This is a genomic window from Chloroflexota bacterium (assembly GCA_020161265.1).
Taxonomy (GTDB): Bacteria; Chloroflexota; Chloroflexia; order Chloroflexales; family Herpetosiphonaceae; genus Herpetosiphon.
Genome location: JAIUOC010000002.1, coordinates 441,618 through 455,007 on the forward strand (window position 1 = coordinate 441,618; position 13,390 = coordinate 455,007).

At 48.8% G+C, this 13,390-nt stretch carries 12 protein-coding genes; 10 read left to right on the top strand and 2 right to left on the bottom strand.

Annotated elements, in window-relative coordinates; genetic code table 11:
- Nucleotides 1-59: 59 nt before the first annotated feature.
- Complete coding sequence (locus LCH85_06280; GenBank protein ID MCA0351585.1) at nt 60-1,841, bottom strand: CSLREA domain-containing protein; 1,782 nt, start codon at nt 1,839-1,841, stop codon at nt 60-62.
- Between the two features lie 297 nt (nt 1,842-2,138).
- Here LCH85_06280 and LCH85_06285 point away from each other — a divergent pair, with 297 nt between their 5' ends.
- The 3 genes from LCH85_06285 to LCH85_06295 all read left to right on the top strand — a co-directional run bounded on the left by LCH85_06285 (nt 2,139) and on the right by LCH85_06295 (nt 6,885).
- Nucleotides 2,139-4,088 carry an ABC-F family ATP-binding cassette domain-containing protein gene (locus LCH85_06285; GenBank protein ID MCA0351586.1) on the top strand — a complete coding sequence of 650 codons (1,950 nt, stop codon included), beginning with the start codon at nt 2,139-2,141 and terminating at the stop codon, nt 4,086-4,088.
- A 171-nt stretch (nt 4,089-4,259) separates the two neighbouring features.
- The gene (coaE, locus tag LCH85_06290; GenBank protein MCA0351587.1) at nt 4,260-4,868 is read left to right on the top strand and encodes a dephospho-CoA kinase; all 609 of its coding nucleotides are present in this window, start codon (nt 4,260-4,262) and stop codon (nt 4,866-4,868) included.
- Between the two features lie 19 nt (nt 4,869-4,887).
- Nucleotides 4,888-6,885 (top strand): GAF domain-containing protein, encoded by a 1,998-nt coding sequence (locus LCH85_06295; protein MCA0351588.1) that lies wholly within the window; start codon nt 4,888-4,890, stop codon nt 6,883-6,885.
- Here LCH85_06295 and sugE read toward each other — a convergent pair.
- The gene (gene sugE, locus LCH85_06300; protein ID MCA0351589.1) at nt 6,882-7,208 is read right to left on the bottom strand and encodes a quaternary ammonium compound efflux SMR transporter SugE; all 327 of its coding nucleotides are present in this window, start codon (nt 7,206-7,208) and stop codon (nt 6,882-6,884) included. The genes LCH85_06295 and sugE overlap by 4 nt on opposite strands.
- Before the next feature lie 179 nt (nt 7,209-7,387).
- Between sugE and LCH85_06305 the strand changes: the two genes are divergently transcribed.
- From LCH85_06305 to LCH85_06335, 7 genes are all read left to right on the top strand, one after another.
- Nucleotides 7,388-7,861, top strand: coding sequence for an Lrp/AsnC family transcriptional regulator (locus LCH85_06305; protein ID MCA0351590.1), 474 nt, complete (start codon nt 7,388-7,390; stop codon nt 7,859-7,861).
- Between the two features lie 64 nt (nt 7,862-7,925).
- The gene (locus tag LCH85_06310) at nt 7,926-9,368 is read left to right on the top strand and encodes a VanW family protein (protein ID MCA0351591.1); all 1,443 of its coding nucleotides are present in this window, start codon (nt 7,926-7,928) and stop codon (nt 9,366-9,368) included.
- Between the two features lie 73 nt (nt 9,369-9,441).
- The gene (locus LCH85_06315) at nt 9,442-10,146 is read left to right on the top strand and encodes a hypothetical protein (protein MCA0351592.1); all 705 of its coding nucleotides are present in this window, start codon (nt 9,442-9,444) and stop codon (nt 10,144-10,146) included.
- Between the two features lie 107 nt (nt 10,147-10,253).
- The gene (locus LCH85_06320; protein MCA0351593.1) at nt 10,254-11,189 is read left to right on the top strand and encodes a hypothetical protein; all 936 of its coding nucleotides are present in this window, start codon (nt 10,254-10,256) and stop codon (nt 11,187-11,189) included.
- Nucleotides 11,190-11,277: 88 nt separating this feature from the next.
- Nucleotides 11,278-11,952 (top strand): hypothetical protein, encoded by a 675-nt coding sequence (locus LCH85_06325; protein MCA0351594.1) that lies wholly within the window; start codon nt 11,278-11,280, stop codon nt 11,950-11,952.
- Nucleotides 11,953-12,020: 68 nt separating this feature from the next.
- Nucleotides 12,021-12,692, top strand: a complete 672-nt coding sequence (locus LCH85_06330; protein MCA0351595.1) for a hypothetical protein — start codon at nt 12,021-12,023, stop codon at nt 12,690-12,692.
- Between the two features lie 49 nt (nt 12,693-12,741).
- Complete coding sequence (locus LCH85_06335) at nt 12,742-13,377, top strand: hypothetical protein (protein MCA0351596.1); 636 nt, start codon at nt 12,742-12,744, stop codon at nt 13,375-13,377.
- The last annotated feature ends 13 nt before the right edge of the window (nt 13,378-13,390 follow it).

Here is a 13,390-nt window from a genome sequence, read left to right on the forward strand (position 1 = left end):
TTGCTTGTGGATTGAGGAATAAGCGGCACGATCAACGAGGATCGCGCCGCTTTGGCATTTTAGCGGGTGGCCCAAGGGGCAAATTGATGGTAGAAGGTTTGGGTTGAAACAAATTCGTAAGCACCAAGATCACAGCGAGCCAACAAATCGCCATTGCCATCGATTGGCCGCGCTTGACCACGTTGATCGCTCGCGGGGCAGGCTTGGTTGTGGCCAGCATCAACCGCTGGGCTGGTTTGGATTAATGGCGCAACCCAAGTATAGTCATCAACTTGCGCTAATGGGCTGGTTTGGGCTGAAAGATCGCCCAGGTTGGTGTTTCCAGCAAGTTGGCAATAATCAAGTTCGCTAATCAGCGCATAAAAACCTTGCGTCGCACCCCAGCAATCGGCTCCAGCAGGCGCAGTATTGAGGCTGATCAAGGTATTGGTAAGGTAGCTTGTGCTGGCTGGTAGGGTATAAATTCCACCGCCAACCCCATCCTCATCGCCAAATTTAATGCCATTGCTAATCACACTGGTGTTGATCAAGTGCAATAAACGCGAATTATAGACTCCTGCCCCCGCCAAATTAGCCGTATTATTGCTAATCGTGCTATTGATAATGGTTAATTGATTGGTGTTATGAATGCCGCCGCCAGTGCCAATTGGCGCAGTACCCATAAATTCAATTGCTCGATTGGAATTATCGATGATTGTAGCGCGATCAAGTTGCATCGTGCCAGCATTGCCAATCGCTGCTGAATCGCCAGCATTAGATTTAAAGATACTGCGATTGATATTCGATTGGCCTTTGCTATGAATTGCCGTGCCATGAGCAATCCCATGACCACTTCCAGCAGTATTGCGATCAAAGATGCTGGTATTAATCGTCAAAGCCTTGAGTGCATAGATTGCACCACCAGCATTGGCCTCGTTGCTCCGAAAGATCGTATTGCTGATCGTCGTGGTGCTATTCAACCACAACGCACCACCTTGCGGATCTTCGTTATCGTTCACAATGATTGCTTTGTTATCAGTAAATTCGCTAGTACTAATACTTACTTGTTGATCAGCTGAAGTGCTATAAATGGCTCCGCCATTGACTGCTTGATTTTGGCGAAAGCCAACCGCATTGATTGTTAGCTGCGCGGTATTATAAATTGCTCCGCCATTAAAATCATGCAAGGCTGCGGCAGTACGATTACCAGTTAGGGCACTATTGCTAATTGATAAACTGCCAGCATTGTAGATTGCTCCGCCATGCAAGGCATCAAGATTATCGTTGTAATTAAAGTTCAACACGGTCTGATTATTATTCAGATTAACATTGTTGAGAATTAGTTGAGCTTGATTATAAATTGCCGCACCATTCCATGGGCTACGGGCTTCGATTAAGCTCAAGTTGCTCAGATTAACCGTACCACTATGAATATGCAGAATTCGATTGGTATTGGCAACACTCAGGCCACTGATGATCGTCAGATTCGGAGCCGCGCCGACCAAACTCAGCGTATCGGTAATATCCAAATCGCCATATAAGCCACTATCATCATCAAGCCGAAACTCCGTACCAACTGGCACAGGGTTATCGATATTCAGCGTATAAGTTCCGCTGGCTAAATTGATCGTCGTGACTAGTGCTCCATTGCCACAATCGGCGCTGACACTGTTGGTATTGGCCGCCACAATTGCCTCGCGCAACGAGCATTGACCATTCTGATTAATTTCATCATTAAAGGTGGTTACGGTAAAAATCGAAGCAGCCGCAAGTGTTACAGGGGTTTGTTGGGCATGACCAATTCCAGCGGTCGCCAAAGCAAGCAGCATGCTGCCTAGACCGATTAACGTTTTCAGATGCATACCAAAACCTCGTACTATAAAAAATCGAACTACTACCCATGAACTGGATCGAAGCTAGGGCGTATGGGTTCGACTATGGTTGGGCACCAGATTGAGGTGAGCAGGCTCGAATAGTCTCTCGCTATCAAAGCCGAAGTTGTTAAAACCACACCAGCGGGCTTATCCTAGCATACAATGGCGCATTTAAGTAGGGACGATTGTACTACTCGCTGAAGCGCATACTACGTGCGCCTCAAGACTGATAGCTAAAACTTAAAGCAATGGTATGATGTGTGAAACCTTGAGGAGCACCCGATAATGTCTGTCTTAATTGCTAATAATCTCGGCAAATGGTTTGGAGCCGAACAAATATTTGAAGCTGTCTCGTTCCAAGTGGCTCGTGGCGACAAAATCGCCTTGGTTGGGGTCAATGGCGCGGGCAAATCTACGTTAATGAAAATTATCGCTGGCATCGATAGTTCCAGCGAAGGCTCGTTGCATCGCTCACGCGGTTTGCGCGTGACCTACCAAGCTCAAGAAGCGACGTTCGCTGCCGATTCGACCTTGGAGCGCGAAGCGCATGCCGCCTTTGCCGCACTAAGCAACATCGAAGACGAAATGCGCCAGCTCGAAGTCACGATCGCCAATCCCGATGATCCCCAATGGGAGCAGGCGATGGAACGGTATGGCGAGTTGCAACATCGCTATGAGCATGCTGGCGGCTATGAAAAAGAGCATCGCATCACCCGTACCATCCAAGGTTTGGGCTTTACTGATGCTCAATGGACTCAGCCCATCGCTCAGTTTAGTGGTGGCCAACGCACCCGCGCTGCACTCGCCGTGGCTCTCTTGGGCGATCCGGATATTCTATTGCTCGACGAGCCAACCAACCACTTGGATATGGCGGCCTTGGAATGGCTCGAAGACTTTTTGCGCGATTGGGAAGGCACATTAATCGTGATTTCCCACGACCGCTACTTCCTCGATCGGGTTTCTAACCGCACCTGGGAAATGGAATGGGGCCGCTTGCAGGATTACGCCGCACCCTATTCTAAATACCAAACGATCAAAGCCGAACGCATGGAGCGTTTAGCCAAAGAATTTGAAGCCCAGCAACAGATGATCGCCAAAACCGAGGAATTTATTCGGCGCTTCAAGGCTGGGGTTCGCGCCCGCGAAGCCAAAGGCCGCGAACGCCGACTTAATCGCTTTAAAGAAGGCTGGAATAGTATTCACGGCCATGTTAAGGCGATTGAAGGCCCGCAACGGCGCAAAGAACTTAAATTTGCTTTGCAAACCAACCTTCGTTCTGGCGATGTGGTCTTGGCATTAGAGCAATTGGGCGTTGGCTACACCGAGAACGGCCAAAACACCACTTTGCTGCAATTTGATGAGTTGTATGTAATGCGCGGCGAACGGGTGGCCTTGCTGGGGCCAAATGGCAGCGGCAAATCAACCTTGCTCAAAACCGTGGTTGACCAACTCAAGCCCTTGGCTGGTAGCTTTGAAGTTGGAGCAAATGTACAACTTGGTTATTATGCTCAAGGTCACGAAGGCCTCGATTTCAACAACACGATTTTGGATGAAGTGCTGCGCCATAACCCGCAAATGGGTGAAACCCGGGCACGCACCATGCTCGGCAACTTCTTATTTACCAGCGATGATGTATTCAAGCAAATTCGCGATCTTTCGGGCGGCGAGCGTTCGCGAGTGGCCTTATCGCAGTTGATGCTCAACGGCGGCAATTTCTTGATGCTCGACGAGCCAACCAACCACTTGGATATTCAGGCCCGCGAGGCACTTGAAGGCGTGCTTAACGATTTTAATGGTACCTTACTGTTTGTCTCGCACGACCGCTATTTTATCGATGCAGTCGCTGATACCTTGTGGTTGGTCAACGACGATGGCAGCATTACGCGCTTCCCGGGCAACTATTCGGCGCTTGCTGCTCAGCGGGAAAACGAACGGCGTGCTGCTGAAGCCGCCGCGATCGAAGCCAAACGCGCTGCCGAACGCCAAACCAAGGCCAACAAAGCCAATCCAACGCCTGTGCCAGCCAGTACCAAGCGCCAATTGCAAAATCTTGAGCGCGAAATTGCCAGCCTAGAGCAACGCAAAGCCGCGCTTGATGCCGAAATTATGCAAGCATCAATCAAGCAAGATAGCCGCAAAATTGGCGAGCTTGGCACGCAATATGCCGCACTCGAAAACCAACTCAGCGATTATTACACCCGCTGGGAGCAATTGGCCGAAGAAGTTGGAGCGTAACGAAATTATGAATTATGAAGGATGAGGGATGAAAGATTCCTTTAACCACGAAGGACAGGAAGACTACTATTAACCCTGTTGCGTGCCAAAACCTAAACCTTAGCGTCCTTCGCGTTCTTAGCGGTTTCATCCTTCATAATTCATCCTTCATCCTTTTTATAAGGGCTTGTAATGTATCGAATTGGCTTGACTGGCAATATTGCATGTGGCAAGAGCACGGTTGTGGCGATGCTCCACGAATTAGGCGCAGCTGTTTGCGATGCTGATGCCGTGGTACATCAAGTGCAAGCCCCTGATGGCAGCGCTTATACACCGATCGTCGAGGCTTTTGGCCTTGGAATTCTGCAAAACCAAACCTTTGGTCAGCCAATTAATCGTCAAGCCCTAGGCCAAATCGTTTTTGCCGATCAAGCCCAGTTGCGTCGTTTGGAAGCCTTAGTCCACCCAATTGTCCGCCAAACAATTATGGCTTGGCTGGAAGCTCAGCGCCAAAATAATGCGCAGGTTGTGGTGATCGATGCAATTAAATTGATCGAAAGTGGCTATCCTGCTTTGTGCGATGCAGTTTGGGTTGTCACTACCGATCCAGCAATTCAGCTAGCCCGCTTGATCGAAACCCGTGGTATGAGCGAAGCCGAAGCCTTGCTGCGGATTAATGCTCAAAATAGTCAGGCCGATAAAATCGCCCATGCCGATGTTGTAATTGATAATAGCGGTTCGCTCGCGGAGACTCGCCGCCAAGTTGAACAAGCATTTTTGGCGATTCAACGCCATGATTAAACCAAGTAAGGAGCCAGTTATGCGTGTTCTTGATGCCCCAACCAATCAAGCACGACCAACCCCTCAACCACGATTAACCCCAGCCATGAGTTTTGGCTTGGCAACACTTGGTGTTTTTGTGGGGGTTGGCTGGCTCTGGCTTGCACCACACTGGCTAGCATTGCTGATTACGCTTGGCTCATTAAGCCTTTTGCTCGGCCAAGCATGGGCGAGTATCCAACGCACTGAACGCGAACGCACGGTTTTAGCCCAAGCGCATAGTGCCCTCGATAGCGAATATAACAGCATTCAAGCTGATTATGCCACGCTCGAACGGGCCTACGAAGATTTGCAACAATCGTATCAGCGCTTGCAACGCCGAGTCGATGAACGCACCGCCGAACGCGATCAATCGACCAATCAGTTGCAAACCTTGCTTGATGATACCCGTTCGTATGTCGCCCAACTAACTGCCCTGAATGAAGTTTCAGTTGCCTTGAACGCTACGCTTGATCGTGATGAAGTGTTAGCCTGTATTTTGCGCCAACTTGAACGGGTGGTTACCTTTGATAGCGCTTCGGTTCAGCAGCTTGAAGATGATGAATTGCAGGTAATCGCTGCCCGCGGCATGAACAACGAAGTCTATGATATGCGGATTTCGGTGCCCGATAATGAATTGGCGCGGAAAGTGGTTGGCTCGCCTGCACCAGTGGTTTTGGGCGATGTGCGCAAAGATCCATCGTTTGTGATGCAGCCTGGTCCAATTCGTTCATGGATTGGAGTGGCCTTGCGGGTGGGCGAACGCACGGTCGGCATTTTGACCGTCGATAGCCATCGCGAAAATGCCTATACTGCCGATGATGGCCACTTGGTCGCTAACTTTGCCAACCAAGCAGCCTTGGCCTTGCACAACTCACATCTGTTTGCTGCTGCCGAACGTCGCGCCACCGAAATGGCCTTGCTTTTAGAAATGACCCGCACGGTTGGCTCAACCTTGCACTTACCCGAAGTGTTGCTACGTGCCGCCGCCGCCATTGGCGAGGCCTTGCATGCTGAAGATGTATTGGTGTTATTGCTTGATGAACAGGGCGAGCGTTTGACTCCCCAAGCTGGGGCAATGGGCGACCACAACTACTTGCGCATGCGCTGGGCTAGCCCAACCTCGTTGAGTAACGAGCCAACTTTAGCCAAAGTGATCAAACAAGGCTGCGCCAGAGTAATTCATGCGGTTTCGCCGACGATTCCTTACCAAACCTTGTTGGCCTTGCCATTGAGCATCAAAGAGCAAGTTTTAGGGGTTGTCTTGGTGGCCACGCCTGATCGTGATGCGCCGTTTGGGCCGCAGCAATTGGTTTTAGCTGAAGGCTTAGCCACCTCAGCCGCCATCGCGATCGAACAAGCCCGCTTGTATGATCAAGCACGACGCGCGGCTCAAGCTGAGGAGCGTTCGCGTTTGGCCCGTGAATTACATGATTCGGTCACCCAAACCTTGTTTAGTATGACCTTGACGGCTGAAGCTGCTCGTGCCCAAGTTGAGCGCAACCCAGTTCGAGCGGCGACCCAAATTGATCGCTTGAAGGCCGCAGCTCATCAATCGCTCGGCGAAATGCGCGAACTCTTGCTGCAATTGCGCCCAACGCCTTTGCAAGAACATGGCATTATCAAATCGCTGCGCGACCATATTGCCAGCTTGAATGCTCAAGAAGTTGCAATTAATTTAGAGTGCGAGGGCGAGGATTCGGTGCTTAGTCCAGCCAATGCGGCTGGCTTATATCGAATTGCCCAAGAAGCGATTGCCAATGCCTTGCGCCATGCCCAAGCAACCAATGTACGGGTAAGCTTCAGCTTTGCCAGCAAATCGACAACCTTGATGGTCAAAGATAATGGCTGTGGCTTCGACCCCGATTTATTGGAGCGCAGTGGCCGCCATTTGGGGTTAACCAGTATGGCTGAGCGTGCCGGAGAACTTGGTGGCACGCTCGCTGTGCAAAGCGTCGTTGGCGAAGGCACCTGCTTAACCGTGCACTTGCATGGTTAGGCAGGCTTGCCAGCTAATAATTTTAGCCCGATAATACCCGCAACGATCATCACCAAACAGGCCAGCCGCAACGGTTGAGCCGATTCGCCAAATAACCAAATACCTAAAATTGCCGTGCCAGCCGTGCCAATCCCTGTCCAGATTGCATAGGCTGTGCCTAGGGGCAAATCACGCAAGGCCATCCCCAACAGCGCCATACTCGCCGCAAGCATCACACCCGTGGCAAGGCTTGGGCCAAGCTTGGTTAACCCTTCGCTATATTTTAACCCAACCGCCCAACCAACTTCTAAAACACCTGCCACAATTAAATAGAACCAAGCCATTGTACAACTCCCAAAATTGAAATTAATCAGCGCTTGCAGCGTCGCATAGCCTGAATTAATCATCAGTTCAGTGATATGCAATGATCCTAACAAATTTGGGAACAAAATGCTGACGAAAAACGTCATTGTGCCAAACCCCGAAGAGTGTGTTTCGTCAGTCCACATTGGAGGAATACGTTATGACAATGGACGAGCTTGATCAGGCCATTTTAGAAGTTCTGCAAACCGATGCCCGTCTGCCCAATCGGGCGATTGCCAGCAAAGTTGGAAGCAGCGAGCCAACCGTGCGCCGCCGCATCGAACGCTTGGTTGACGAAGGGTTAATTAAAATTGTCGCGGTGGCCTCGCCCTATGCATTGGGCTATCAGGTGGTAGCAATCATTGGTATGCAAATCGATCGAGCCTACCAGCGCCAAATTGAACAAGCCTTATGTAATTTGCCCCATGTGCATTTTGTTGGCCTCACCTTGGGTAGCTATGATGTTGTGTTAGAGGCTTGGCTCCGCTCCACTGATGAATTATTAGAGCTGTTGGCCGACCATATCGCGCCCTTGCCAGGAGTCCAGCGGGTCGAGCCATGGCAAGTTTTGAAGCTCAGCAAATACAATTACGATTGGGGCAATCAGCCTTCGATCAGCAATTCTCACCATTGACGAAGGCTTAACTGGCGCGTACAATGGCCTAATACTGAATCACTAGCAATCGGGAGAAAGGAATATGCCAGGTCAACGCTGGCGGCTCTTGCCGTCTCTGGTATTGGGATTGGCGCTCTTGGGGCTTGCGCCAAGTGTACCAACTGCCTCGGTTAGTGCTGCCGTGCAGGCACAACAAACGACTGCATGGGAGCCATATCGCTATTTTGCGGCAACTGGCCATAACATCTCATTCGATGTCAAACGCTTCTATGAACGCCAAGGTGATCTTGAGGTGTTTGGGTTGCCATTAACTGAAGTGATTTGGGAGAATGGGTTTCAGGTGCAATATTTCGAGCGTGCTCGCTTGGAGATTCACCCCGAAAATAAGGGCACAGATTTCTATATTTTAGCGACACGTTTGGGGGCAGTTGCCGCCGAAGGTCGTGAAGCTGAAGAACCTTTCGCCTGGCGCACTGGCCCTAGCTACGAAGGCGCAACCTTCTATCCTGAGTCGGGCCACTCGTTGGGCAATGGCTTTCGCGATTATTGGACTAAGTATGGCGGTTTGTACACTTTTGGCTATCCGATCAGCGAAGAATTTTCGGAAGTAAACGCCGAAGATGGCCAAACCTATACTGTCCAATATTTCGAACGCGCTCGCATGGAATGGCATCCCGAGCATGCTGGCACCAAGTGGGAAATTCAATTAGGCTTATTGGGCAAGCAATATATCAATCGCATGGGCATTGATCAAAATTTGCTCAAGCCAGCCCTCGAAGTGCAAAAACTGGGGAGTGCCACCACCTACTACCGCGGCTCTAACGCCGAACGCATCAACAACATCAAACGCGCCGCCGATCGCTTCAAAGGGGTCACGGTTAAGGCTGGTCAGGTCTATTCATTCAACCAAAATGTTGGTGATGTCTCCGAAGAGGCTGGCTTTACCGATGGCTATGCAATCGTCGATGGCAAACTTGAAAAAGTTGTTGGTGGCGGTTTATGTCAAGTATCAACCACGATGTACCGTGCAGTATTCAATAGTGGTATGCCGATTATCGAACGCTATGGCCATAGCTACATCGTGTACTATTATGAAAATATTTTGGGCTTTGATGCCACCGTCTTCGTGCCCGATGTCGATTTCCGTTGGAAAAACGACTTAGGCACCGATATTTTCATGTGGACAGACACCGACACCAGCGCTGGACGAGTAACCTTCTCGTTATGGGGCTATGGCGATGGTCGCCGCGCCACCATGGAAGGTCCAACTTATTCCAACGAGCAAAAACCAGGCAAGCCGGTTTGGCAATACGACAAAACCATGCGACGTGGCGCAGTTGAACAACTCGTCCATGGCCGCGCAGGCATGGATGTGACGATGTATCGCGTCATCAATAAGGCCAATGGTACATCAAACCGCGAACGCTTCTTCACTCGCTACTATCCATGGGAAGATTTCTATCTGTATGGACCTGGAGTTAAGCCACCAGCAGGCGTAACGATCGCCCCACCACGCTACCCATAGACCAAGCACATCAAGCATTAAATTCAACAACGAGCGTCCTTTGGGCGCTCGTTAGTATATCAAAGGACAAATTATGTCAAATCAACTTCCGCCAACTACCCCGATTCAGCCGAGCAACCAACCACCAGCAAATCAACCGCCAGGCCAATGGTATGGGCAACAACCCTATCAAGCACCATCCCAAGCCTATGGCAACCCAACCTACAGCGTTCCAAGCCAGAATGCCCATGCTTCCAATAGCTGGCTACGTTGGCTTGGTTTTAATGTTTTAGCCATGATTTTGAGTAGTGTGGTTTTTGCTGTGCTCTTTTTTATCTTGGCAATCTGGTTGTTTATTGATGGAAGCCAAGCTGGTGGCATCGTCGATTCGATCAATACCCAAGCAGGCGAAGTGGGCTTTACGATCGGATTATTCGCGGGAATTGCTGGCATTAGCGCCTTAGTCGCAGGCTGGATTCAACGGATCGGGCTGCATAACCGGGTTTCTTATGGGCCATGGATCCTCAAAACTGGATTAATAACCGCCCTAACAACCGCTGTTAGCTTGGCAATCTTCTTTTTCATGATCAATCCTAATACCTCTGCTGATAATTACCAATTGATCAATACCTTGTTTCTCACCGCAAGTACGGCAGCCATTGCCTTGGCGACTGGGTTGGGCCAGCTTTCCGAAGTAAAAAAAGTTAGCCAACAGCCCTTTACTTGGGTCATTATTTCAGTTTTAACCTGGACAAGCCTGAGTGGCTTGGCATGGGGTAGTTTTATTTTCTCATTGTAAGCAGCAATTCACAGTTTGGCGTTAGTGCTACAATCTTTAGCATCTATTTGCCAACTCAGCCCTGAGCGTTCTTACAATGCTCAGTGGTTTTATCAGGAGCTAGGTTTATGCCAGAACCAATTCAACCAACTACGCCCTTGACACCGCCAGCAAATCCCGAGCAACCAGTCGCCACCAACGTCCTTCAGCCACAGGTAACGCAAGTGCTGGATTCTTCGACTCAAGCGTTGCCACCTACTCCAAGCTATGGGCAGCAGCCCCAAGCCTATGGCTACCAACAGCCAACGCAATACGGGCAACAACAAGGCTATGGCCAGCCTCAGCCGCCCTACGGCCAGGCACCAAGCTATTATCAACAACCGCCTCAAGCCTATGGTCAAGCACCAGCGCCTTATGGCTATCAGCAACAACCTGTGGTCTATGGCAATCCAGCCTATATGGGGCCACCGCCAATCATTAGCGATATTAATGCGCCTGATCGTGGGCTACGCTGGGTTGGCATGAACGTGCTAGGCTTTTTTGTGGCTTCAATGAGTTTCTTGAGCTTATTTTTTGGCCTAGCCATGGTAATTGCAGCAACTTATGTCGATTCAACTTCAAACTTTGAAAATATTGAGAATATTGCCAATGCTAATATTCTTGCCTTAGTTGGCTATGGGGTCTGCGCAGCATTTACTGCGGCGATTGTGGCCTTAATTCAGCGTGGAGCCTTGCATAATAAAGTTTCGCTCTGGCCATGGATTGGCAAAACGGCCTTGGCTGTAGGCATTTTATTGCCATTAAGCACCTTTCTCAGCGGCACAGTGATTAATATGCTAGAGCCAGCCGAAGCAAATGCTTGGATGTTTATTGTTTTAGCTACGCTTATTTTTGGTATAACCTCGTTCGGCACTGCCTTTGTACAATATCTTGAGCTTAAGGAAGTCGCCAATCGTCCGATGCAATGGGTGATTACGACTGGCCTCACCTGGACAATTCTTGGTGGGTTAGTTTTAGGTGGCCTGTTTGGCTTCTTCGCCATGGCCATTGGAGGCCAGATTTAGTATCTATTCCGCTTGCAGCTAGCGCAACCATCGCAACGACCAATGAGCGTTCTTCGGGCGCTTATTGGTATATTCAGGAGCAAGGTTTATGTCCGAGTCAATCAAGCCACACTATCACGATCAGCAGTCACCAACCGCCTATGCTATTCCAGGCTATGTAGTTCCGTCAGCATTTAATCCTTCAATTAATCAGCCCAATCGTTGGCTAAATTGGGTACTGATCAATATTCTCAGTTTTATCGTGGCAATCGTTACGTTTGCTGTTTTATTGTTTATCGCGATCACAACCATAGGCAAGCTAGGCGATCTTCTGATGCCCATCTTATTTAATATCAATACCTTTCGCGTTCAAGTACTTGGATTATTAATCTTGGGATTGATCGCGGCGATAACAGGCGCAGTATCATCCCTGATCCAACGATCAGCCCTCAATTATCAAGTACCACGTTGGCAATGGGTAATCAAAACTGCACTAGCAGTTGGAATGCTCTTTCCAATTAGCACGGTCTTAAGCAATCTCGTCGGAGATAGTTTTTTTCTCGGCGATGACTCATGGCAACGATATATCATAACGATGATGGTTAATTTTGGACCAACCGCTTTTGGTACAGCGCTAGTCCAAGCATTCGAAGTTAAAAAAATTGCCGATGACCCAACCCAATGGGTATGGGTAAGTGGCTTCACTTGGACAATCCTAGGAAGCTTGGTTGTGGGAAGTATTATTAGTTTTTTTATGGGAGTAATTGGCAGTATTAGTGTGTAAAAGTAAAGGTTGCCTCAACTGTAAACCAAGCTGAGGCAAGCTTAAATGATTGAGAAGAGGAAAAATCTATGCCCGATTCAACCGATCCACTGATTCAACCACCAGCAAACTCCAATTCAGCGCAAGGCTATTACATTCCAACCGCTAACTTGAGCAAAATCAATCATCCAGATCGTTGGAAACGCTGGGTCGGTGCGAATGTGATTGCATTCTTTATGGCAAGCTTTCTGTTTCCTGGTTTATTTGTAGCTGCTAGCATAGCGCTCGTATATGTAGAAGATCGATGGCCTTCCCTATTAAACCAGTTTAGCCTCCATAATACCCGTGGGCCATTAGGTATCTTAGGCTATGGCTTCCTTTCGGCCATAACCACAATTCCCATAGCGCTAATCCAACGCATAGCTTTAGATTCCAACATTCCTCGCTGGTCATGGGTTACTAAAACAGCCTTGGCAGCCGGTGTACTAATGCCGACTAGTACATTTTTAGCCCATTTTATGTTAGGGAATCTTCTCTCCAACAATACTTCTGAATTCATCGTGATGGGATATTTATTTATTATTTTTGGTATAACCGCATTTGGTACAGCCCTGATTCAAGGGCTTGAAATCAAACCGGTTGCCACTAACCCGCTTCAATGGGTTTGGGCCAGTAGTTTAACGTGGATAGTCCTTGGTTGTATCATATTAAGTGTCTTGTTTAGTCTAAGCAAAACAATCTTTCCCCCGATCAACCAATAAGATCTAAAGTATCGATTTGATTAACATTCAATGGAGAGGCGAGACAAGTATGAATGATTCACCTAAACTACCAATTAACCAACCAACAAACCCCAATTCAGTGCAAGACTATCACGTTCCGACAGCTCGTATGGACGACCCTAATCAGCCAAGCCGTTGGAGTTGGGTAGGGGTTAATTGTACAGCCTTTGGGGTTAGCTGTATCCTTTACCCAATGTTTAATGTTGGTGGTTTTTGCATGTTTGCCCGATCCAACTTTCGAATAGGGAGCATCAACGATCATTCTTCGGGCATTCTTATAAGCATATTCATATTCGCTATCCCTGTTTTTATCACGATTTATATTGCGAGTCGCATCCAGTGTGGAGCGATAAACGAGCATTTCAGGCATTCAGTTTGGAGTTTCAATAGTGCGCTAATCGGCACATTTACCTTTATCAGCATAAGTTATCTGATTATTGCCAATAATTCCGAATTAACCTCCGCCCACTTTATTGGGATAGTGTTTTTTGTTTTTGGATTTACCTCAAGTGCAATTAGTTGGGTCCAATGGCGTGAACTTCGGCATGTCGTTGATAACGCTTGGCAGTGGGTCTTAATCACAATCATCACATGGACTGGCCTTGGAACCCTCATTCTTGGTGCTGGTATTAGCTATGGATTACAAGCATTGATACGGCGCTAGCCCAAGGAGTAGC